The sequence below is a fragment of the Clostridium sp. TF06-15AC genome, from assembly GCF_003481165.1.
GTDB classification, from domain to species: domain Bacteria; phylum Bacillota; class Clostridia; order Lachnospirales; family Lachnospiraceae; genus Otoolea; species Otoolea fessa.
Window position 1 is genome coordinate 24270 of record NZ_QUKS01000008.1, and the last position, 20735, is coordinate 45004.

The following is a 20735-nucleotide window of genomic DNA, read 5'->3' on the forward strand; positions in this document are numbered from 1 at the left end:
CAACAGGCAGATACAGTTCACGGGTAGGCACTTTTGGAACCGAAAGTGCCGTAAGAAAACGTAGTGGAAGCAGGAATTTGCCGTATTTAAATGCGAAGCCACGGCAAATTCCGTTACTGGGCACGCGTGCGTGAACAGTAACAACGGGCAAAAAAGGGTTGACAGATATTGCATAAAGTGATAATATACCCACTAAGCTGATAGGAAAAAAGAAAAGGAGTGAAGATCATGAAAGCAGTCAATGGTTTTTGGATGAATACGATGTGTTGCAGCAATGTTTGTACCTGTATGGATCGATGTTGTTGTCGCATTTGTGTACGCGAAAACCAGAAAGCTGGACTTCGGTAAGCGGGGTTTCCGGGGAAAACGGGTTTCGTGAATCTTTTTATTCATAAGGGTTAAGGATATAGAAAGAGCGCATCCGCGTACACAGAAAAACAAGCAGGACAGGCGGCAGAAAAGCTGGATTGGACGGGCGGGAAATGTGTATAGAGGATGGGCTCTTTTCGCATTTTAAACTTCTTTTGGAGCGAGTTTTTCAAATTGGAAATGAGTTCTGGAAAAAAGAAGAATCTATAGAAATCTATAAAAATTAAAAAATATAAAAATCATCACAGATATAGGAGGAAATCATCATGGCAAACATTTATAAGGGAACACTGGGACTGGTAGGAAACACACCGTTAGTTGAGGTTGTGAATGTTGAGAAAGCGCTGGGACTGGAAGCAACGGTTCTGGTAAAACTGGAGTATTTAAACCCGGCTGGAAGCGTGAAGGATCGTATTGCAAAAGGCATGATTGAGGATGCAGAGAAGAGAGGTGTCCTGAAAGAGGGTTCTGTCATCATCGAGCCGACTTCCGGCAATACCGGTATCGGTCTGGCGTCCATCGCAGCAGCGAAGGGATATCGCATCATCCTGACGATGCCGGAGACGATGAGCGTGGAGCGCCGCAACATTCTGAAAGCGTACGGTGCAGAGATTGTCCTGACTGAGGGCGCAAAGGGCATGAAGGGCGCGATCGAGAAGGCAGAAGAGCTGGCAAAAGAGACACCGGGCAGCTTCTTAGCCGGTCAGTTTGTCAATCCGGTCAATCCGGCGGTTCACAGAGCAACCACTGGTCCGGAGATCTGGAATGATACCGACGGAAAGGTTGATATCCTGATCGCAGGTGTTGGTACCGGCGGAACTCTGACGGGTACCGGCGAATACTTAAAATCCCAGAACCCGAATGTGAAAGTCGTAGCGCTGGAGCCAGCTTCATCCCCGGTATTAAAGACGGGCAAGGGCGGCGCACACAAGATTCAGGGTATCGGCGCCGGATTTGTACCGGATGTACTGAACACTAAGATTTATGATGAGATTTTCGAGGCGGAGAATGAGGATGCATTTGCGGCAGCAAAACTTCTGGCACACAAAGAGGGCATTTTAGTCGGTATTTCCTCCGGCGCAGCCTTGCATGGTGCGATTGAGCTGGCAAAACGCCCGGAAAATAAGGGGAAAACCATCGTAGCGATTCTTCCGGACAGTGGTGACCGCTATTATTCCACACCACTCTTTACAGAGGACTAAGAGACTAATTATAAGAGACTAATTATAGAAATAGGACTTCCCAGAATGCAGGGAGAGTGTTATAATTAACAGAAAATGAGTTACTGGTTACGTGCGCGTGAACGGTAACAAAACAGCAGAAAAACACAGGACCCGTTTGTTTGGCAGAACACTGTCAGCACGGATCCTGTGCTTTTGTTTCATTTCATGAGAATTGTGGTTACTGCACACGGGTAGGCACATTTTTTACATTCTTTTTCTTAAAGAGGATTTTGCAGATAACGGATACAGGAGAATATACAATGAAAACGATTACGATTGAGGAGCTGGAAGCGTTAAAGGATGCGGAGAAGACGATCGTGGACATCCGCCCGCAGGACCAGTATATGCGCGGAACTTTTCCGGGGGCGGTAAGCCTCCCGGCGTCCCGGCTGGAAGAGCAATATGAGGAAGAAACAGCCAGGTTAGACAAAATGCATCCAGTGTACGTGATGTGCCATACCGGTGAGAAGAGCCAGGAGTGGGTGCGTCGTCTGACCGGAGACGGATTTGACGCGGTCAATGTGGAGGGTGGTTACCGTGCGTGGCTGCGCCTCTCCCTGTCCCGCTTCGTAGGCGGAGAATCCGAGGCGGATCGAGAGGAAAAACGGGCGAGAATTGAGCAGAGTATTATAAAAAAATTCCGCAAGCCGATCTGGCGGGCGTTTACGCGGGCGCTCAACACCTACGACCTGATTCAGGAGGGCGACAAGATCGCAGTCTGTATCTCCGGCGGCAAGGATTCCATGCTGATGGCGAAACTTTTCCAGGAATTGAAAAAACATGGAAAATTCCAGTTTGAAACCGTTTTTCTAGTGATGAATCCGGGCTACAATGCGGATAACTGGAAGATCATCCAGGACAATGCGAAACTTCTCGGCATTCCGCTGACGGTATTTGAGAGCGATATTTTCGACACGGTGGCGACGATCGAACAGAATCCGTGCTACCTTTGTGCCAGAATGCGACGCGGTCACCTCTATGCACAGGCGAAAGCGCTGGGCTGCAATAAAATTGCGCTTGGGCATCATTTTGATGATGTGATCGAGACGATCCTCATGGGAATGCTGTACAGCGGCAAGATTGAGACGATGATGCCGAAGCTGCACAGCCAGAATTTCGAGGGCATGGAGCTGATCCGCCCGATGTACCTTATCAAGGAAGATGCGGTCAAGGCGTGGCGTGATTACAACGGACTGCAGTTTATACAGTGCGCGTGCCGTTTTACTGAAAATTGCGTTAGCTGCGGAGGCGGACGTGGTTCCAAGCGCGATGAGATGAAGGAATTGATCGCCCATTTCCGCAAGGAGAGCGATGTGATCGAGAAAAATATCTTTAAGAGTGTCCACAATATCAACTTAAAGACTGTGATCGGTTACCACAAGGACGATTGGACGTACAATTTCCTGGATGATTATAATGATAAAAAATAACTTGCCGAATGGGGTAAAGTAGAGTAAAATAAAAAAAAGTAGTTTACCTGCACGCATGGATCCGCAGAGTGACAGAGCGCGGCGGGTATTTAAAAGGACGTGAAGACAAAATGGGTGATATCAGCAATACACAGTTTTTTAGAGCAGTACAGGAAGAGAAGAAGCTGGAGGCAAGCCAGGTTCTGGAACAGGTATATACAGCGCTGACGGAGAAGGGTTACAACCCGATCAATCAGATTGTAGGATATATTATGTCTGGAGATCCGACCTATATTACCAGCCACAAGAGTGCCAGAAGCCTGATTATGAAGGTAGAGCGTGACGAAATTCTGGAAGAGCTTGTGAAGGTATATATTGAGACGAAGCTTCAGTAAAGAGTGGATGCAGCACGGCAATTAAAAAGCGGAAGAGTAAACAGCTGGCGACAACAGTCCAATATCTGACGGGCTGCCAGCTTGTTTTGTTATGGAGAAAATAGAATATGAGAATTATGGGGCTTGATTTTGGATCGAAGACCACGGGAGTGGCAGTCAGCGATCCGTTAGGCATTACAGCACAGGGGATTGAGACGATCACACGGAAGGATGAGAACAAACTTCGCCAGACCTGCGCCCGGATTGAAGAGCTGATCCGGGAATACGAGGTTGGGACGATTGTTTTGGGGTATCCTAAAAATATGAATAATACGCTGGGAGAGCGCGTTGAAAAGACGCTGGCATTTAAAGAGATGCTGGAACGGCGGACGAACCTTCCGGTCGTTATGTGGGACGAGCGTCTGACGACGAATGCGGCGGAGCAGATCCTGATCGAGAGTGGAGTGCGCCGGGAAAACCGGAAGAGCGTGATTGATAAGATTGCGGCAGTATTGATTTTGCAGGGATATTTGGATTTACAGGCACAAGGAAAAGCGGAAGAATAAATTATCAGTGATAAAAATCAATGATTGAAAATAAAGAATAGAAGGAGAATCATAGAATGGGAAACCTGGATTCAATGTTAGATGAACTGAATAATATGGAAAACAGCATCACGCTGAGGGATGAGAACGGCGAGGAAGTGAAGCTGTATGTCCTGGAAGAGACAAAGTTAAATGGCGAGTCCTATCTGCTGGCAAGTGATACGAAGGACGGCGATGGAGAGTGCTATCTGTTGAGAGATACATCAAAGCCGGAGGATGCAGAAGCAGCTTACGAATTTGTGGACGATGACGGAGAACTGGAGTATATGTCCAAGGTGTTTGCGGAGCTGATGAGCGATCTGGGCGTTGATATCGAATAAAAATCTAAAAATCAAATTTTTGGAGGTGCATTGATTGAAAAAGGAAACAAATCATAATAAGGTAAAGATCATACCGCTCGGTGGTCTGGAACAGATCGGTATGAATATGACTGCCTTCGAATATGAAGACAGCATTATTGTAGTAGACTGCGGTATGGCATTCCCGAGCGACGATATGCTGGGAATCGATCTGGTTATCCCGGATGTATCCTATTTAAAGAACAACATTGACAAAGTCAAGGGCTTTGTGATCACGCACGGACATGAGGACCATATCGGCGCGCTGCCGTATGTACTCCGCGATGTTCCGGCACCGGTATACGGCACCAAACTGACGATCGGACTGATTGAGAATAAATTAAAAGAGCATAATATGATGAAGACCGTCCGCCGCAAGGTCGTAAAGCACGGACAGTCCATCAATCTCGGATGTTTTCGGATTGAGTTTATCAAGACGAACCACAGTATCGCAGATGCATCGGCGCTTGCGATCTTCTCCCCGGCTGGCATTATCGTCCACACCGGCGACTTCAAGATCGATTACACACCGGTATTCGGTGAACCGGCGGATCTGCAGCGTTTTGCCGAGCTTGGAAAGAAAGGCGTGCTGGCGCTGATGTGTGACAGTACCAACGCGATCCGTCCGGGATTTACGATGTCGGAGCGCACCGTCGGCAAGACCTTTGATTCGATTTTTGCAGAGCACAAGAACAACCGGATCATCGTTGCGACGTTTGCTTCCAACGTAGACCGTGTCCAGCAGATCATCAATACGGCATACCACTATGGACGTAAGGTAGTGGTCGAGGGCCGAAGCATGGTCAATGTCATCGGCACGGCGAGCGAACTTGGATACATTAATATTCCGGAAAATACACTGATCGACATTGAACATCTGAAAAATTATAAGAAAGAGGATACCGTCCTTATCACGACCGGCAGCCAGGGCGAGTCTCTGGCGGCCCTGTCCCGTATGGCGGCAGACCTGCACAAGAAGGTTTCGATCATGCCGGGTGACGTGGTTATTTTAAGTTCCACCCCGATTCCGGGCAATGAGAAAGCCGTTGCAAGAGTTATCAACGAGCTGTCGATGAAGGGCGCAGAGGTTATCAACCAGGATACCCACGTATCCGGACATGCCTGCCAGGAGGAGATCAAGCTGATGTACTCCTTAGTTCGTCCGAAATTCTCGATTCCGGTACACGGTGAGTACCGCCACCTGATGGCGCAGCGCAACCTGGCAATTTCAATGGGCATTCCGAAGGAAAACGTCATCCTGATGCGCTCAGGTGATGTGATCGAGATCGGGGACGAAGGCTACCGTGTTGCCGACCATGTACAGGCGGGCGGCATCCTGGTCGATGGTCTGGGCATCGGTGATGTCGGAAATATCGTTCTGCGCGACCGCCAGAACCTGGCACAGAATGGTATCATTATTGTGGTACTGACGTTGGAGAAATACAGCAACCAGCTCTTAGCGGGACCGGATATCGTGTCCCGAGGTTTCGTCTATGTGCGTGAGTCCGAGGATCTGATGGAAGAGGCACAGAGAATCGTGGATGAAGCCGTACAAGGCTGTCTTGAGAAGCACGTGAGCGACTGGGGCAAGATCAAGAACATTATCCGCGACAGCCTGAGTGATTTCCTATGGAAGAAGATGAAGAGAAATCCGATGATTCTTCCGATCATCATGGAAGTGTAGAAGACTGCAAAAGCAGCACGGAGGTGGAATATGAGCCGGACATCTGGGGAACCCCATATCGCAGTATCAATTCTGGACAGTGTGTTCCGGATCGTTTTTCTGGTACTGACACTGTTTCTGCTCTATGAGGGCGCAACGAAGGGTTACTGGCTGGGGCATGAGATATTTAACCCGACCGCAGTTGAGGCAGAGCCGGGAAGAATGAGAACGGTTACCATCGAGGAAAGCGAAAGCACCTCCGAGGCAGGCGAAGCGCTGGAACGCGTCGGTTTGATTCAAAGCCGCGTGGTCTTTGTGCTGCAGGCAAAGATTTATGAATACAAGATATATCCGGGGACCTATCAGTTCAGCACCGCCCAGACTTCTCTGGAGATGCTGAAGGAGATGGATGAGGCGGCAGCTTCTGCCGCCAGCCCGGAGGAGGATAAAAGTGATAGTAAATGACAGAATTACCGCCTATATCCAGTCGTTGGACGCGGGCAACGGACCGCTGCTCGACTCGATAGAGGAAGAAGCGCTGGCTGACTGCGTGCCGATCATCCGCAGGGAGACCTCCGCATTTCTGAAAACACTGATTGCTCTCAAGCGCCCGCAGTCGATTCTGGAGGTAGGAACGGCTGTGGGCTATTCGGCTTTACTGATGAGCCGTGTGATGCCGGAAAACTGCCGGATCACGACGATTGAGAAGTACGAAAAAAGAATACCGATTGCCAAGCGCAATTTTGAAAGGGCAGGAAAAGAGCCGTGCATTACTTTACTGGAAGGCGATGCGGAAGAGATACTGGGGACGCTTTCCGGCCCTTATGATTTTATATTTATGGATGCGGCTAAGGGGCAGTATATGCACTGGCTGCCTCAGATTTTGCGTCTGCTGCCGTCCGGCGGCGTTCTTCTGTCGGACAATGTCTTACAGGACGGCGATATCGTGGAATCCCGCTATGCGGTCGAGCGCCGCAACCGGACGATCCACACGCGGATGCGCGATTATTTATATGAACTGACACACATGAAAGAATTTGAGACGTCTGTCATTCCGATCGGGGATGGCGTGGCGTTAAGTGTAAAGCGATAAAAGAAAGGAAAAACATGAGAAAACTGGAACTTTTAATCCCGGCGGGCAGCCTGGACGTCCTCAAGACGGCGGTCCTTTACGGAGCCGATGCGGTCTATCTGGGCGGCGAGGCGTTTGGTCTGCGGGCAAAGGCGAAGAATTTTACGAACGAAGAGATCAAAGAGGGCATTGCGTTCGCCCATGAGCGCGGCGTCAAAGTATATATTACAGCAAATATTTTTGCACATAATGATGATTTAGCCGGTGTGGAAGAATATTTCACAGAACTGAAAGAAATCAAGCCGGATGCGCTGATTATTTCCGATCCGGGTGTCTTTGAGATTGCCAGACGCATTCTCCCGGAGATGGAGATCCATATCAGCACACAGGCAAATAATACAAACTACGGGACGTTCCTTTTCTGGTATAAACAGGGCGCGAAGCGCGTGGTAACGGCGCGGGAGCTGTCCTTGAAGGAGATTCGCGAGATCCGCGAACATATTCCGGAGGATATGGAGATCGAGAGCTTCATCCACGGAGCGATGTGCATTTCCTATTCAGGACGATGTCTTCTCAGCAATTTTCTGACGGGGCGCGACGCGAACCAGGGCGCCTGTACTCATCCGTGCCGCTGGAAATATGCGGTGGCGGAGGAGACAAGACCGGGCGAGTGGATGCCGGTCTATGAAAATGAGCGCGGCAGCTATATTTTCAACTCCCGCGACCTGTGCATGATTGAGCACATTCCGGAGATGGTCGAAGCAGGAATCGACAGCTTCAAGATCGAGGGACGCATGAAGACAGCACTCTATGTGGCAACCGTGGCGAGAACCTACCGAATCGCAATCGACGATTATCTGGAAAGCCCGGAAAAATACCAGTCCAAGATGGAGTGGTATAAGAGTGAGATCCGCAAATGTACCCACCGGGAATACATCACCGGATTTTATTTCCATAAACCGGGTACCGAGTCGCAGGTATACGGAAGCAATACTTATGTAAAACCGTACACCTATCTGGGAACGGTCGGCGCTGTGCGCGGGGATGGCCTGGTTCATCTGGAGCAGAAGAATAAATTCAGCGTGGGAGAGACGATCGAGATCATGAAGCCGGACGGACGTAACCTGCGTGTGGAAGTGAAAGGCATCTTTACTGAGGATGGAACCGCGCAGGAGAGCGCACCGCACCCGAAGCAGCAGCTCTGGGTAGACTTAGGCGGCATGGCAAAGCCGCAGGATATCCTGCGGCGTGAGGACGAAGCGCTGGATTTGTAAAGGTGCGGCTGGATGGACATCAGGAGGATGACAGATGGTTTGGTTTTTAGGAGGAACGGCGGTCCTGTGCCTGTTATATTATATCATAATTGTTATTTATTCAGGTGTTTCGACTTCGTTTGCCTTGATCTGGCCCTGCTTGGCGATCTTTTTGGGACTTCTGGCGGCTGGATGGTGGTTTGGCAGCCAGCATGAGGGCAGAATCCCCGTGTGGATCGGCGTTTCCGTCGGGACAGTATGTGCGGCGGGATTTCTGATTCTGGTGATCACGGAGGTTTTGATCGGCTGGAGCGCCATTACGGCGACGGGACAGCCGGCGGACTATGTGATCGTGCTGGGAGCACGTGTGCGCGGCACCAAGATCAGCAATTCCCTAAAGCAGCGTCTGGATCGGGCGATCGAGTATTCGGAGGAATATCCGAACACGGTTCTGGTGCTTTCCGGCGGAAAAGGTCCGGGCGAGGAGATCAGCGAGGCGCGGGCGATGTACGAATATTTACAGTACAACGGGATTCCGGAGGATAAGCTGCTGATTGAAGACCAGTCCTCCGACACGGTGCAGAACATCGAGTTCAGCCGGACGGTGATCGACCGGCAGGAATACAACAAGGCGCAGGCGGCGCGGGCACACCTGATGGAGTTTTACCGTGAGCGCCCGGACGGCGATACCATCCGGATCGGGATTCTGACGAGCAATTACCATGTGTTCCGGGCGGAGGCGATCGCGCGCAGACAGGAGATCGAGCCGGTCGGCGTGGCAGCTGCGTGCGACCCGGTGCTGGCGGTGCACCTGTGGCTGCGGGAGGCATTTGCCGTACTAAAAGACAAATTTATGGGAAGACTGTAAAAAAAAAGAAAAAAAGGTGCGATTCAACGTTACTGTTCACGTATGCGTGAACAGTAACGATTCAACAGATGTCTGTATGCACTGTGGAATCGTTTCAGAGAAAGGAAAGACAGCATGACAGTAAAAGATTTGAAGAGCTATCAGATCCTGAATGAAAAACACGTAAAAGAGCTGAATTCTGATGGGATTCTTCTGGAACATAAGAAGACGGGAGCGAGAGTGTTCCTGCTCTCGAATGACGATGAGAATAAGGTATTCTGCATCGGATTCCGTACCCCGCCATCTGACAGCACGGGTGTGCCGCATATCATGGAGCACAGCGTTTTGTGCGGTTCGGCGAAATTTCCAGTCAAGGATCCGTTTGTAGAGCTGGTAAAGGGCTCATTAAATACCTTCTTAAACGCGATGACCTACCCGGATAAGACGGTATACCCGGTTGCAAGCTGCAACGACAAGGATTTCCAGAACCTGATGGACGTCTATATGGACGCGGTTCTGCATCCGAATATCTATAAAGAAGAGAAGATTTTCCGCCAGGAGGGCTGGCATTACGAGATGGAGTCGGCGGACAGCCCGATCACGGTAAACGGTGTCGTTTACAATGAGATGAAGGGTGCATTTTCCTCCCCGGAGGGCGTGCTTGATCGCTACACGCAGAACACGCTTTACCCGGATACCTGCTATACGCATGAGTCTGGCGGCGCCCCGGAGGTTATCCCGGAGCTGACCTATGAGGATTTCCTGAATTTCCACCGCAAATTCTACCATCCGTCCAACAGCTTTATCTATCTGTACGGAAATATGGATATGGCAGAGAAGCTGGACTGGCTGGATCGTGAGTATTTAAGCCACTATGACCGTCAGCCGGTGGATTCTGAAATTCACTACCAGAAGCCGTTTGACGCGCCGAAAGAACGTGAGATCTTCTATCCGATCACTGAGGATGAGCCGGAGGATCACGCAACCTACCTGTCGGTTAATACGGTGGTGGGCGACGATCTCGACCCGATTCTCTACATGGCATTTCAGATCCTGGAGTATGTGCTTTTGGATGCGCCGGGCGCCGTTTTAAAGAAAGAACTCATCAGCGCCGGGATTGGCCAGGATATCCTGGGAAGCTATGAAAATGGTATTTTACAGCCATATTTTTCTGTCATTGCGAAAAATGCGGATAGCAGCCAGAAAGAGGCATTTTTAAAGACTGTCAAGGCAACGCTTAAGAAGCTGGCAGATGATGGCATCAACCAGAAGAGCCTGCTGGCGGGCATCAACTACTATGAATTCCGCAGCCGCGAGGCAGATTTCGGCAACGCGCCAAAAGGATTGATGTACGGCTTGCAGTGTTTAGATAGCTGGCTGTACGGCGGCGATCCGCTGATGCACCTGGAATATGAGGAGACATTTGCATTCCTCAAAAAAGCAGCAAAGGAAGGATATTTTGAAGAACTGATCCGCAAATATCTCTTAGATAACCCGTTTGAGGCGGTGATCACGGTCAGCCCGAAGCGGGGACTGACGGCGATCGAGGATGAGAAGCTGCGTGAAAAGCTGGAAGCATATAAGAAGAGCCTGGGCGCGGAGGAGATTCAGGCGATCGTGGATGGCACGAAAGAGCTGAAAGAGTATCAGGACACCCCGTCCCCGAAGGAAGATTTAGAGAAGATTCCGCTGTTGAAACGCTCAGATATCCGCAAAGAGGCGGAGAAATTTATCCTGACCGAGCGCGAGATTGGCGGAACCAAGGTGCTGGCACATGAGCTCTTTACCTCAGGCATCGGTTATCTGCGCGTGATGTTTTGTACCGACCATGTACCATCCAGGGATCTGCCGTATGTGGGACTTTTGAAAGCAGTGCTTGGATTTGTCGATACGACGAAACACACATACAGCGATTTGTCGGATGAGATCAACTTAAATACCGGCGGTATCACGCTCAGCGTCAGCTCCTATGCGGACAGCCGGAAACAGGGCGCGTTTACCGGTATTTTTACCGCGAGTGCCCGGGTGCTGTGCGAGAAGCTGGACTTTGGATTTTCAGCGATCGCGGAGATTCTGCTTGATTCAATCCTTGATGATGAGAAACGTCTCGGCGAGATTGTGGCGGAGACGAAGTCGAAGAGCCAGATGCGTTTAAATCAGGCGGCACATTTAGCGGCAGTGATGAGAGCCAGCTCCTATTTTTCAGCAGAATCGGCATTTGACGACTGCACGGGCGGAATCGGCTTCTACCAGTTCCTTGAAGAGACGGCAAAGCACTTTGAGGAGAAAAAGGGCGAGGTGATCGCGAAATTAAAAGAGACGGCGGCACGCCTGTTTACAAAAGAAAATATGCTGATAAGCTACACGGCAGCAGCCGACGATCAGGCAGGGCTTGAAGCAGCGCTTCCGCTTTTAAAAGAACGTCTTCCACAGGGCGACGGAACCGTTTATCCGTTTGAGTGGAAAAAAGAGAACTTAAACGAGGGCTTCATGACCTCCTCCCAGGTCAATTATCTGGCGCGCTGCGGCAATTTCGTGGAGAAAGGGCTGGCATACAAGGGCACGCTGCGGACGCTGAAAGTCATTCTCGGATATGATTATCTGTGGATCAATGTCCGTGTCAAGGGCGGTGCTTACGGCGTCATGAATGGAGCCGGACGGTTTGGCGACAGCTATTTCGTTTCCTACCGCGATCCGAACCTGCGCGAGACGAATGAGGTTTACGAGGGCATCGTGCCGTATCTGGAGCAGTTTGAGGCAGATGAGCGTGATATGACGAAATTCGTGATTGGAACCATCAGCGACCTTGATGCACCGCTTCTGCCGCCGTACAAAGGCATTCGCGCCGACGCGGCCTGGTTTACCGGCGTGACGGATGCGATGATCCAGAAAGAGAGAGACGAGATCCTGGCAGTTACCCCGGAGGATATCCGGGAGCTGGCGCCGATTATCAGGGCAGTGCTCAGTGAGCAGAGCATCTGTGCGATTGGAAATGCAGAAAAAGTCAAGGCAAATCAGGATCTGTTTAAGACGGTGAAAAATCTGTTTAACTAAATAAAATGTAAGTGAAAGGAAACAAGATGGCAAATACAGATACAAAAGAGTTTAAATCTGGCTTTGTGACCCTGATCGGGCGTCCGAATGTCGGCAAATCCACGCTGATGAACCACCTGATCGGACAGAAGATCGCGATCACATCTGAGAAGCCGCAGACGACCCGGAACCGTATCCAGACGGTTTACACAGACGAGCGCGGACAGATCATTTTTCTGGACACACCGGGTATCCACAAGGCGAAAAACAAGCTGGGCGAGTACATGGTCAATGTCGCAGAGAATACGTTAAAAGAGGTTGACGTGATTCTCTGGCTGGTAGAGCCGACCACCTTCATCGGGGCAGGCGAGCGTCACATTGCAGAGCAGCTTTCGAAGATCAAGACGCCGGTCATTCTGGTTATTAATAAAATTGATACGGTCAAATCGAAGGAAGAGATCCTGACCTTTATCGCGGCATATAAGGATATTTTGAATTTTGCGGAGATTATCCCGGTTTCGGCTCTCAAAGAGATGAATATCGAGGATGTCAAGAGCAGTATTTTTAAATATCTCCCGGCAGGTCCGCAGTTTTACGATGAGGATACCGTCACCGACCAGCCGATGCGCCAGATCGCAGCGGAGCTGATCCGCGAGAAAGCGCTTCGGATGCTGGACGACGAGATCCCGCACGGCATTGCAGTTGTTATCGACCAGATGAAAGAGCGCCCAAACGGCATCATCGACGTGGACGCAACGATCGTGTGCGAGCGCGATTCCCACAAGGGCATCATCATCGGAAAAGGCGGATCGATGTTAAAACGTATCGGAACCGCTGCCCGGATGGAAATTGAAAATCTGATGGACACGAAGGTCAACCTGAAACTCTGGGTTAAAGTGCGCCGGGAGTGGAGAGACAGCGATATGTATATGAAGAATTACGGATATAACCCGAAAGAAATTTAAGTGAGGGAAGGAAGGGCTGCATGCGAGATTTGATACAGACAACCGGAATGGTGCTTTATGCAGCCCCGGTCGGTGAATTTGATAAACGTCTGATTCTCCTGACGGGAGACCGCGGAAAAATCACGGCATTTGCCCGCGGGGCGAAGCGCACTGGAAGTTTGCTGCGTGCGGCAAGCCGGCCTTTCGCATTTGGAATCTTCACACTTTCTGAGACGCGGGATGCCTACAATCTCTATGGCGCGGAGATCGAAAACTATTTCGAAGGACTTGAACAGGACGTTGAGTGCGCCTGCTACGCCTCCTATTTTGCTGAATTCGCCGAATACTTTGGAAGAGAAGGTCTGGAGGCAAGAGAAATGCTGCGATTACTCTACCAGTCCTTCCGCGCCCTCCTAAAACCCGCACTCCCCAACAAACTTGTACAGCGTATCTTCGAGTTAAAAATCATGGTCATCAACGGCGAATACACCGAAGATCCACCCCTGCGCGCCGGAGACTCCGCACGCTACGCCTGGCAGTACGTCATCTACGCGCCGATCGAGAAGTTGTATACATTTCTTCTGAAAGAAGATACATTTGCACAATTTGCGGCGAATGTGGAGCGGAATAAGAGGGCGTATGTAGATAAAAGTTTTCACTCATTGGAGATATTGCAGACGATTACATAACAAACAACTATCCAGGGAGGAACCATTTATATGCCAGAACCCAAATTCCACCAGAAAATCGCCTGGTTCAATTTCATCTGCTGTCTCATGGTCATCTGGACGCATTCCGGCAACGCGGATCTGTTTTTCCCGGAACTGGGGCAGGACGCACCGTGGTGGCATTTCCAGTACCCGGTCATGCAGGAAATTCTGCGGGTGGACATCCCATGCTTTATCATGTTGTCTGCCTACCTGTTCTACCGGAACTTCACGATGAAGCGGCTGGGAGAAAAATTAAATAAACGTCTGCATTCGCTTCTGGTTCCGTACCTGCTCTGGAATACTATCTATTACGTGGCGTATGTGGCGGCGAGCCGGATTCCGGGACTGCAGACGATCGCCAACCGGACGGATCTGGTGATCACGACGTCCGGGGCATGGCAGGCGATCACCAAGTATACCTTCAATCCGGTGTTCTGGTTCATGTATCAGATCATTCTGCTGGTGCTGCTGGCACCGGTGCTGTATCTGTTTCTGAAAAATATCTGGACCGGAGCGGCATTTCTGCTGGTGCTGCTTGTGGCACTTTTCAAGGGGGTGGCGCTGCCGGAGCTGAATCTGGACGCCCTGATTTATTATTCCTTTGCCGCCTATGCGGCGCTGCACGGGAGAAAATGGGCGGAGGCGGTATGGTCGTGGAAGCGGGCGGCACTGGGGGTGTGCCTGCTGGCAGTGGGAATCGTGCTCAGCAGGAGCTATTATACCCACTATTTTGTGCCGGGAATCGTTCTCTACCAGCTTCTGGCAGTCATCGGTATCTGGATGATGGTAAACGAGCGCTGGCTGGGAGAAGTCAGACCGTTTATGACCTGCACCTTTTTTATCTATGCGACGCACTTTGTGGTGGTCCGTTTCCTCAATAAGGCGGCGGCGCTGCTATTTCCGGGCAGCCAGCTGGTTTCGATGTTTATGTATGTGTGCATGCCGCTGCTTGCAGTGACACTCTGTTATCAGGCGGCGCGCGTGTTGCGGAGGTACCGTCCGGACATCTGGAAGACCCTGAATGGGGGACGCTGACAAAAAGCAGGATTTACGGTTGAAAGGCAGGTATCTCTGGAAACGGAAGTGCGAGTATGCGTTTTTTCAGGTCCAAGTCTTGAAAATACATAGAAAAGCAGGTATACTATAAAAACTTGGTTGTAGGAGCATTTTTGCGCTTGGGAGGAAGAGCAATGAAAAAAAGAGGATTTCTTCTGGCAGCGTGTACCGTGGGTGTGATGCTGTCCGGCTGTGGCTCACGGGAAACAGCCTTTTCCCCTTCGGAGAGCTGCGTATATGTGGCAAAAGACGGAGCGCTGTCGAGTGCTCTGGTGGAGCAGACCGGCGGTATTTCGGTCGATGAGAATGAATTAAAGCAGTATTTAGAGACGGCAGTGATTCATTTTAATGAAGAAAAAGGCGCCGGGGCGCTGGCACAGAACCAGAAAAATGCCGAGAGACTGCCGGCAGCATTGAAAAGTGTGAAGGCGGGAAAAGACACGGTGACTGCGATCTTTGATTATGCTTCCTTTGAAGATCTGAAAGCATTCGGAGAGACGAATGACAACGAGGACACCAGCAACTCCCTGACGGCGCTGGAGGCAAAGCCGCTTTCGGAGGCGATTGCCGATGGATGGTTTTCCGAGGGTGAGCTGGTAAAGGCAGATGGAAGTGAAGCCGGAACGGATGCGGTTCAGAATGAAAAAAGCGGCATGGCAGTCCGGAGCGAGGGCGGTGCGACGCTGATGGTCGGCGGAAAAGTGCTTTACCGCAGTTCGAATACCGAGTTAAAAGACGATTCAACCGTCAGTCTGCCGGAAACAGGCACGGCTTATGTGATTTTTAAAAGATAAAAAACAGAATGATTGTTAAATTCGTCCATCTGCCAGATATCGAAAGAAAAGGTGGGGACGGGTACAATGATAAATGAATCAGGAGGACAAGACAAATGGAAAAGACGATGGACAAAATCGTGGCGCTCGCAAAATCAAGAGGATTTGTATATCCGGGTTCTGAGATTTACGGCGGCCTTGCCAATACATGGGACTACGGCAATCTGGGCGTAGAATTGAAAAACAATGTAAAACGTGCATGGTGGCAGAAATTTATTCAGGAAAGCCCGTACAACGTAGGTGTAGACTGTGCGATTCTCATGAACTCCCAGACATGGGTGGCATCTGGACATCTGGGCGGCTTCTCTGACCCGCTGATGGACTGCAAGAGCTGTAAAGAGCGTTTCCGTGCAGATAAGCTCATCGAGGACTATATGGCAGAGCACAACATCGAGATCGAGGGTTCCGTAGACGGCTGGTCCCAGGAGCAGATGAAACAGTACATTGATGACAATAACATTTGCTGTCCGAGCTGCGGCAAGCATGATTTCACCGACATTCGTCAGTTTAACCTGATGTTCAAGACTTTCCAGGGAGTTACCGAGGATGCAAAAAACACCGTATATCTGCGTCCGGAGACTGCACAGGGTATCTTTGTAAACTTCAAGAACGTACAGAGAACCTCCCGCAAGAAGATCCCGTTTGGTATCGGTCAGATCGGTAAATCTTTCCGTAACGAGATCACACCGGGTAACTTTACTTTCCGTACCAGAGAGTTCGAGCAGATGGAGCTGGAGTTCTTCTGTGAACCGGGAACCGACCTTGAGTGGTTTGCATACTGGAAACAGCACTGCATCGACTGGCTGCAGACACTTGGCATCAAGCCGGATGAGATGCGCGCGCGCGACCATTCTCCGGAAGAGCTTTGCTTCTACAGCAAGGCGACGACCGATCTGGAATTTCTGTTCCCGTTCGGATGGGGCGAGCTGTGGGGTATCGCAGACCGTACCGATTACGATCTGACCCAGCATCAGAACACCTCCGGTCAGGATATGACCTACTTTGACGATGAGAAGAAGGAGAAATACATCCCGTACGTGATTGAACCGTCCCTGGGTGCTGATCGTGTGACGCTGGCATTCCTGTGTGCAGCTTACGATGAGGAGGAGATCGGCGAGGGCGATGTGAGAACCGTTCTTCACTTCCATCCGGCGATTGCACCGGTTAAGATCGGTGTGCTTCCGCTGTCCAAGAAGCTTAACGAGGGAGCAGAGAAGATCTACGCAGAGCTTTCCAAGTACTACAACTGCGAGTTCGATGACAGAGGCAATATCGGTAAACGTTATCGTCGTCAGGATGAGATCGGTACTCCGTTCTGCATCACCTATGACTTCGAATCCGAGACTGATCAGGCTGTAACTGTACGTGACCGTGATACTATGGAGCAGGTACGTGTGCCGATCGCAGAGCTTAAGAACTACTTCGAGGATAAGTTCCGTTTCTAATTAAGGTCGGATCTTGAAATTAGTTAGAATTTATCAGCGATTCAGATGATAAAATAATCAAGCAGAAATCATACCAGATGCTTTTTTTGAGAAGTTAAAGCTTCTTAAAAGAAAGGCTTAACAGTCGTAAGGAACTATAAGTCTTGCGGCGGGGCAGAGAACGGTGTGACCATGAAGGTCACGCCGTTTTTCTGCGTCCAAGGGTAGATTCTGCAATCATGGATGCCGGTCATTGTGAAACGGGCAGAGGGCCATGCCGTAATGATTGACCTCTACGCCGTACCGCTCTGTTGCCTCCCGGCAGCTTACGCCATATTTGACGTTCTGAAAACAATTCATGCGTTATCCTCCGTAAAATAGATTGGAGAGGCACCTTTCATACCCCTCTGTCTGTTTTATGTTCAGATTAGAAAAACACAGGCGAATGGCATGACAAGTTCATTTCAAAAAACATGACATGGCTTTCCATATTCCCGTCTGCATGGTATAATGAAAATAGAAAAACGTGACAGGAGGATGCAGCATGGCACAGGAGCTTATCAGTCACAAGGTTTTATCTCTGGATTTCTGGCAGGATACCGTAACCTACGCGGGCAGCGTCATGCCGACCGGCACGATTGGCTGCGTGGTATTGAACATCCCCGACGAAACGATCACACGATTGGACGCGCCGTGCATGATCCTGAATCAACTGCTGACCGGCATTGGTGCAAAGAACGTGGATATGCAGCTTCTTCCGAAAGCGGTGTGATCCATACCGTGACGCTGAAACAGACCGAGACACAAAAGAAGAACAAAAAAATAGCCGCCGCTGTCTACCTGTATCAGGCGAACAACGACGGCGAATGGGGCGAGCTTCGGTTTGATTTTGAAAACGGTACGGCGGAGATCGTAAAGCTGGCGGATTGGAATACGGAAAAATCCAACATCTTTGCAAAAACGGCGATACGGTTTGTTCAGAGATTGCCGGAGGCGAGATTGTTGAAATCCGTGGTCGTGTCGTTTGAGTCGGAGACTTTGGGAAAATAAATCGTCGGAGGTGTACATCATGCCAAAACCGAAATGGAATTTGAACACCATCTACATATCCGAGCGGCTGCAGGAGAGCCTGCGGCCCATCTCCCGCTGCGCCATGACCACCGTGGTGGCGCCCATGGGCTACGGGAAGACCACGGCAGTGAACTGGTATCTGGGCGAACGCGCCAAGGCGGAGGCGCTGCATATCATCCGCATCAGCGCGTATTCCAATAACCTCGCGATCTTCTGGAAAAGCGTGCAGGAGGCGTTTGCCCGTGCTGGCTTTGGTTTCCTGCGGGAATATCCCTGCCCCACGGACGCAGCGGGCGGTGGGCTGCTGGTGGATGATCTCTGCCATGCGCTGACGGGAGAGACCCCCTGCTATCTCTTTATCGACGATTTCCACCTGCTGACGGACAAGTGCGCCTCGCTGTTTCTTTGTATGCTGGCAAACCGTCTGCCCATCAATGTGCATTTGATCGTCGCCAGCCGCGACCGTTTTCTGCCCGCTGCGGAGACGGTGCGGCTGGGAGCAAAGGTCTATCAGATCGGCACGGAGCAGCTGCGCCTGAACCATACGGAGCTTGCCATCTATGCCCACCGCTGCGGCACGGAGCTTTCCGAAGCGCAGGTTGAAAGTCTCCTCTATTCCAGCGAAGGTTGGTTCTCCGCCGTGTACCTGAATCTGCGAACGCTCTCCGAGCGCGGCGTGCTGCCCAGCCGCCATTCCGACATCTACGCCACTTTTACCGCCGCCATGATCGACCCGCTGCCGGAACAGCAGCGGGAGTTTCTGGCGGTCATGGGGCTTGCCGACGAATTTACCGTCGAAATGGCGCAGTATATCACAGGCGATGCGGACGCGGGGCAAATTCTCTCCCTGCTGACCGAGCAGAACGCCTTTGTCACGCACCTGCCGGACGGCGTGACCTATCGCTTCCACCACATGATGAAGGAGTGCGCCGAGCGCAGATTTCTTACAATGGAGAAGAAGACGCAGTGGCTCTATTGGGAGCGCTTCGGACTGTGGTATGAGCAGCATCGGCAGTATCTCCATGCCATTGCAGCCTACCACAAGAGCGAAAATTACGATGCGCTGCTGCGTGTCATCCGCAGCGATGCGGGCATTTTGCTCGCCTCGCTCAAGCCCGAGGACGTGCTCGACGCGCTGGACAAATGCCCCGCCGAAACGCTCAAGTCCTATCCCTTCGCCATTTTGGTGCTGATGCGCCGGATGTTCACATGGCGGCAGATCCCGAAAATGCTGGAGCTGAAGGCGCTGCTGCTGACGGCCATTGAGGAGCACCCGGAGCTTTCCGAAGAAGAACGCGGCAACTTGCTGGGTGAATGCGACCTCATTTTGAGTTTTCTCTGCTACAATGACATCAGTGCCATGAGCCGTCTGCACCGCAGCGCCAGCGTGCAGATGTCCCGCCCTGCCATCAGCATCCAGAATAGCGGCGGCTGGACCTTTGGTTCGCCGTCCGTTCTGATGATGTTCTACCGCGCACCGGGAGAACTCGAAAGCGAGCTTACCGAGATGGACGAGTGTATGCCCCATTACTATAAGGTCACCAACCACCACGGGCAGGGTGCAGAGACCATCATGCGCGCGGAGGCCCTATTCTGTCAAGGACGTTTCACTGATGCGCACATCGAACTGGAGCGCGCCTATGCGCAGGTCAAAGACAACGGGCAGATCAACATGGCACTCTGCTGCGACTTTCTGTCACGGCGACTCTCGCGGTATACTGATGTGGAGCAGCAGTACACTTTTAACGAGCGATATGAGGCGCTGCTGCGCTATCATGATGCCGTGTGGATCAACATTTGGTGTGCCACCAGCGCTTACTACCATGCACTATGCGGCGAAACGGATAAAATCCCGGAGATTTTCTCGCAGCACCGGCTCTCTGATATCAATATGCTTGCGCCGGGTAAGCCTATGATGGAAATGATCGAAAATCAGGTGTATCTTGCCCAAGGCGCTTATGCCCGGGTGGTGGGGTACAGCGCAGAACTGCTGCCGGTCTGCGAAGCCATGCACTATGCGCTGGTGGCGCTGCACCTACGCATCCAGACGGCGGCAGCCTATGAGCAGTTGGGCAAGCCCAAGGAAGCCCACGCATGGCTGAGAAAGGCACTTTCCGATGCCGAGCCGGACGGTCTTGTGATGCCGTTTGTAGAAAACTATGATATTCTGAAGCCTCTGTTGGAACGGGAGGTAAAAAATGACCTGATCTCAAAAATCATTGAGCTTGGCGAGGCGGCAACGGCGCAAAACGCAGCCGGCACTCGCCCGGCAGCCTTCGACGTGCTGACACCGCGGGAATTTGAGATCGTGGAGCTGATGGCGCAGCGCCTCAGTAACCGCGAGATTGCGGAACAGCTCTATCTCTCCGAGGGGAGCGTCAAGCAGTATGTCAATCAGATTTATTCCAAGCTCCATATCGAAGGCGACACCCGAATCAAACGAAAGCAGCTTGCCGAGCTGCTCAGATAAAAGACCTAACCTTTGGTTAATGGTTATCCCATAGAATCCAC

At 51.1% G+C, this 20735-nt stretch carries 20 protein-coding genes; 19 read left to right on the forward strand and 1 reads right to left on the reverse strand.

The genetic code is table 11. The annotated features are described in order from the left end of the window. Positions 1-635 precede the first annotated feature (635 nt). From cysK to DXC57_RS13835, 16 genes are all read left to right on the forward strand, one after another. Positions 636-1571, forward strand: coding sequence for a cysteine synthase A (gene cysK / locus DXC57_RS13760; RefSeq protein WP_107001595.1), 936 nt, complete (start codon positions 636-638; stop codon positions 1569-1571). A gap of 281 nt (positions 1572-1852) precedes the next feature. After that, positions 1853-3022, forward strand: a complete 1170-nt coding sequence (locus DXC57_RS13765; RefSeq protein WP_107001594.1) for an ATP-binding protein — start codon at positions 1853-1855, stop codon at positions 3020-3022. Between the two features lie 110 nt (positions 3023-3132). Then, positions 3133-3396, forward strand: coding sequence for an IreB family regulatory phosphoprotein (locus tag DXC57_RS13770; RefSeq protein WP_022359731.1), 264 nt, complete (start codon positions 3133-3135; stop codon positions 3394-3396). Between the two features lie 107 nt (positions 3397-3503). After that, positions 3504-3941 carry a Holliday junction resolvase RuvX gene (gene ruvX / locus DXC57_RS13775; protein WP_118293431.1) on the forward strand — a complete coding sequence of 146 codons (438 nt, stop codon included), beginning with the start codon at positions 3504-3506 and terminating at the stop codon, positions 3939-3941. A gap of 56 nt (positions 3942-3997) precedes the next feature. After that, positions 3998-4300 carry a DUF1292 domain-containing protein gene (locus DXC57_RS13780; RefSeq protein WP_107001592.1) on the forward strand — a complete coding sequence of 101 codons (303 nt, stop codon included), beginning with the start codon at positions 3998-4000 and terminating at the stop codon, positions 4298-4300. A 34-nt stretch (positions 4301-4334) separates the two neighbouring features. Beyond that, positions 4335-6002, forward strand: coding sequence for a ribonuclease J (locus DXC57_RS13785; RefSeq protein WP_022359733.1), 1668 nt, complete (start codon positions 4335-4337; stop codon positions 6000-6002). A 30-nt stretch (positions 6003-6032) separates the two neighbouring features. Then, positions 6033-6446 carry an aminodeoxychorismate lyase gene (locus DXC57_RS13790; RefSeq protein ID WP_118472453.1) on the forward strand — a complete coding sequence of 138 codons (414 nt, stop codon included), beginning with the start codon at positions 6033-6035 and terminating at the stop codon, positions 6444-6446. Next, the gene (locus DXC57_RS13795; protein ID WP_022359735.1) at positions 6433-7074 is read left to right on the forward strand and encodes an O-methyltransferase; all 642 of its coding nucleotides are present in this window, start codon (positions 6433-6435) and stop codon (positions 7072-7074) included. Before DXC57_RS13790 ends, DXC57_RS13795 begins: the two co-directional genes overlap by 14 nt. 14 nt (positions 7075-7088) lie before the next feature. After that, complete coding sequence (locus DXC57_RS13800; protein ID WP_118467416.1) at positions 7089-8327, forward strand: U32 family peptidase; 1239 nt, start codon at positions 7089-7091, stop codon at positions 8325-8327. Between the two features lie 34 nt (positions 8328-8361). Continuing rightward, positions 8362-9174 (forward strand): YdcF family protein, encoded by an 813-nt coding sequence (locus DXC57_RS13805; RefSeq protein ID WP_107001589.1) that lies wholly within the window; start codon positions 8362-8364, stop codon positions 9172-9174. Positions 9175-9288: 114 nt separating this feature from the next. Beyond that, the gene (locus tag DXC57_RS13810; RefSeq protein ID WP_118653152.1) at positions 9289-12207 is read left to right on the forward strand and encodes an insulinase family protein; all 2919 of its coding nucleotides are present in this window, start codon (positions 9289-9291) and stop codon (positions 12205-12207) included. A 26-nt stretch (positions 12208-12233) separates the two neighbouring features. Then, on the forward strand, positions 12234-13151 hold the full coding sequence (era, locus tag DXC57_RS13815) for a GTPase Era (RefSeq protein ID WP_022359739.1): 918 nt from the start codon (positions 12234-12236) through the stop codon (positions 13149-13151). 20 nt (positions 13152-13171) lie between these two features. Beyond that, on the forward strand, positions 13172-13819 hold the full coding sequence (gene recO / locus DXC57_RS13820; protein ID WP_118653154.1) for a DNA repair protein RecO: 648 nt from the start codon (positions 13172-13174) through the stop codon (positions 13817-13819). Positions 13820-13849: 30 nt separating this feature from the next. After that, a complete protein-coding gene (locus tag DXC57_RS13825) occupies positions 13850-14875 on the forward strand; it encodes an acyltransferase (RefSeq protein ID WP_118472457.1) in 1026 nt (341 codons plus the stop codon). Positions 14876-15030: 155 nt separating this feature from the next. Next, the gene (locus DXC57_RS13830; protein WP_118653156.1) at positions 15031-15690 is read left to right on the forward strand and encodes a hypothetical protein; all 660 of its coding nucleotides are present in this window, start codon (positions 15031-15033) and stop codon (positions 15688-15690) included. Between the two features lie 95 nt (positions 15691-15785). Further along, the gene (locus DXC57_RS13835; RefSeq protein WP_107001585.1) at positions 15786-17174 is read left to right on the forward strand and encodes a glycine--tRNA ligase; all 1389 of its coding nucleotides are present in this window, start codon (positions 15786-15788) and stop codon (positions 17172-17174) included. 216 nt (positions 17175-17390) lie between these two features. Here the strand turns inward: DXC57_RS13835 and DXC57_RS13840 are convergent, their stop codons facing one another. Then, positions 17391-17513, reverse strand: coding sequence for a hypothetical protein (locus DXC57_RS13840; RefSeq protein ID WP_347502141.1), 123 nt, complete (start codon positions 17511-17513; stop codon positions 17391-17393). A gap of 184 nt (positions 17514-17697) precedes the next feature. On the opposite strand from DXC57_RS13840, the gene DXC57_RS13845 reads away from it, so the two are divergent. Genes DXC57_RS13845 through DXC57_RS13855 form a run of 3 tightly spaced genes read left to right on the forward strand, consistent with a single transcriptional unit; the run spans position 17698 to position 20694 of the window. Continuing rightward, a complete protein-coding gene (locus tag DXC57_RS13845; RefSeq protein ID WP_182457322.1) occupies positions 17698-17925 on the forward strand; it encodes a hypothetical protein in 228 nt (75 codons plus the stop codon). 8 nt (positions 17926-17933) lie between these two features. After that, positions 17934-18203 carry a hypothetical protein gene (locus DXC57_RS13850; protein WP_243101488.1) on the forward strand — a complete coding sequence of 90 codons (270 nt, stop codon included), beginning with the start codon at positions 17934-17936 and terminating at the stop codon, positions 18201-18203. Between the two features lie 19 nt (positions 18204-18222). Further along, positions 18223-20694 (forward strand): LuxR C-terminal-related transcriptional regulator, encoded by a 2472-nt coding sequence (locus DXC57_RS13855; protein WP_118653158.1) that lies wholly within the window; start codon positions 18223-18225, stop codon positions 20692-20694. Positions 20695-20735: the final 41 nt, after the last annotated feature.

Excerpts from the sequence above, each read along its gene's own strand:
- ruvX (WP_118293431.1), top strand. The coding sequence starts at position 3,504 with ATGAGAATTATGGGGCTTGATTTTGGATCGAAGACCACGGGAGTGGCA.
- DXC57_RS13810 (WP_118653152.1), top strand. The coding sequence starts at position 9,289 with ATGACAGTAAAAGATTTGAAGAGCTATCAGATCCTGAATGAAAAACAC.
- DXC57_RS13840 (WP_347502141.1), bottom strand. The coding sequence starts at position 17,513 with ATGAATTGTTTTCAGAACGTCAAATATGGCGTAAGCTGCCGGGAGGCA.
- cysK (WP_107001595.1), top strand. The coding sequence starts at position 636 with ATGGCAAACATTTATAAGGGAACACTGGGACTGGTAGGAAACACACCG.
- era (WP_022359739.1), top strand. The coding sequence starts at position 12,234 with ATGGCAAATACAGATACAAAAGAGTTTAAATCTGGCTTTGTGACCCTG.
- DXC57_RS13855 (WP_118653158.1), top strand. The coding sequence starts at position 18,223 with ATGCCAAAACCGAAATGGAATTTGAACACCATCTACATATCCGAGCGG.
- DXC57_RS13790 (WP_118472453.1), top strand. The coding sequence starts at position 6,033 with ATGAGCCGGACATCTGGGGAACCCCATATCGCAGTATCAATTCTGGAC.
- DXC57_RS13805 (WP_107001589.1), top strand. The coding sequence starts at position 8,362 with ATGGTTTGGTTTTTAGGAGGAACGGCGGTCCTGTGCCTGTTATATTAT.
- recO (WP_118653154.1), top strand. The coding sequence starts at position 13,172 with ATGCGAGATTTGATACAGACAACCGGAATGGTGCTTTATGCAGCCCCG.
- DXC57_RS13780 (WP_107001592.1), top strand. The coding sequence starts at position 3,998 with ATGGGAAACCTGGATTCAATGTTAGATGAACTGAATAATATGGAAAAC.
- DXC57_RS13825 (WP_118472457.1), top strand. The coding sequence starts at position 13,850 with ATGCCAGAACCCAAATTCCACCAGAAAATCGCCTGGTTCAATTTCATC.
- DXC57_RS13845 (WP_182457322.1), top strand. The coding sequence starts at position 17,698 with ATGGCACAGGAGCTTATCAGTCACAAGGTTTTATCTCTGGATTTCTGG.
- DXC57_RS13835 (WP_107001585.1), top strand. The coding sequence starts at position 15,786 with ATGGAAAAGACGATGGACAAAATCGTGGCGCTCGCAAAATCAAGAGGA.
- DXC57_RS13830 (WP_118653156.1), top strand. The coding sequence starts at position 15,031 with ATGAAAAAAAGAGGATTTCTTCTGGCAGCGTGTACCGTGGGTGTGATG.
- DXC57_RS13770 (WP_022359731.1), top strand. The coding sequence starts at position 3,133 with ATGGGTGATATCAGCAATACACAGTTTTTTAGAGCAGTACAGGAAGAG.
- DXC57_RS13765 (WP_107001594.1), top strand. The coding sequence starts at position 1,853 with ATGAAAACGATTACGATTGAGGAGCTGGAAGCGTTAAAGGATGCGGAG.
- DXC57_RS13800 (WP_118467416.1), top strand. The coding sequence starts at position 7,089 with ATGAGAAAACTGGAACTTTTAATCCCGGCGGGCAGCCTGGACGTCCTC.